The organism is Afipia sp. 1NLS2 (assembly GCF_000178995.1).
GTDB lineage: Bacteria > Pseudomonadota > Alphaproteobacteria > Rhizobiales > Xanthobacteraceae > Afipia.
Window position 1 is genome coordinate 1 of sequence record NZ_ADVZ01000008.1, and the last position, 1,206, is coordinate 1,206.

Sequence of the window (1,206 nt, forward strand, 5' to 3'; positions counted from 1 at the left end):
TTGACCTGCACCCCTGATTGCCCTCGTTTATAAGTAGACTCTGTTCTGGTTTTCGCCCCTGCTGGAGCGGTTGGCGAACTCGGTCGGTGTAAGCCCTTTAAGGCTCGTGTGGGGTCGGTTGGTGTTGTAGTCGATCCTCCAGTCCTCGATGATCTGCCGGGCCTCGTTGAGGTTGGCGAACAGGTGTTCGTTCAGGCACTCGTCGCGCAGGCGACCGTTGAAGCTCTCGACAAAGCCGTTCTGCATCGGCTTGCCCGGCGCGATGTAGTGCCACTCGATACCAAGCTCCTCCTGCCAGGCCAATACGGCATTCGATGTGAACTCGGTGCCGTTGTCGCTCACGACCATCCGAGGGCAGCCTCGGATGTCGATCACCTGTTCAAGTTCACGCAGCACCCGCAGAGCGGTCAGCGACGTATCGACGACCAGGGCAAGGCATTCCCGGGTGAAGTCATCGACCAGAGTCAGGATGCGGAAGCGCCGACCGCTGGCAAGCGTGTCCATCACGAAGTCGAGCGACCAGCGCAGGTTCTGATCCTGGGGGATTGTCATCGGCGCCCGCGTGCCGAGCGCCCGTTTCCGGCCGCCGCGCTTGCGCACCGACAGCCGCTCTTCTCTGTAGATTCGATATAGCTTCTTGTGGTTGATCCGGATGCCTTGCCGGGCCAGTAGCAAACCGAGGCGGCGATAGCCGAACCGCCGTCGTTGCGAGGCTAGTTCCCTCAACTTAATCCGCAGGGCGCCATCACTCGGTCGCGTTGAAGCGTAGCGATAGGTCTTCGGATACAAGCCAACAAGATCGCAGGCCCGCCGCTGCGAGTAGCTCTTCTCACTGACCGCCCAGGTCACAGCACGTCTCCGCAAGCTGGGCGTCAGAAGTTTTTTCCGAGCATCTCCTTAAGCGTCGATACGTCCAGCATCGACTCCGCCAGCAGCTTCTTCAGCTTGCGGTTCTCCTCCTCCAGCGCCTTCAGCTTCCGCGCTTCGGAGATTTCCATGCCGCCGTAGCGTGAGCGCCACTTGTAGAAGGTCGCATCGCTGATGCCGTGCTTCCGGCACAAATCGCCCACCGATGCACCAGCGGCATGTTCCTTCAAAATCCGGATGATCTGCTCTTCGGTAAACCTGCTCTTACGCATCGTCTGTCTCCTCGGTGGAGAACAGAAATCCTAACTTAAAATCGGGGGCGTTTCAGGGGTGCAGGTC

1 protein-coding gene is annotated in these 1,206 nt (G+C 59.5%); it reads right to left on the minus strand.

Features of this window, described 5'->3' with window-relative positions:
- Nucleotides 1-27: 27 nt before the first annotated feature.
- Nucleotides 28-1,139 (minus strand): IS3 family transposase gene (locus AFIDRAFT_RS19040; protein ID WP_156786924.1). Its coding sequence is split into 2 segments (ribosomal slippage): nt 28-884 and nt 884-1,139, totalling 1,113 coding nucleotides; the frame shifts between segments, so codons are not numbered across the junction.
- Nucleotides 1,140-1,206 lie beyond the last annotated feature (67 nt).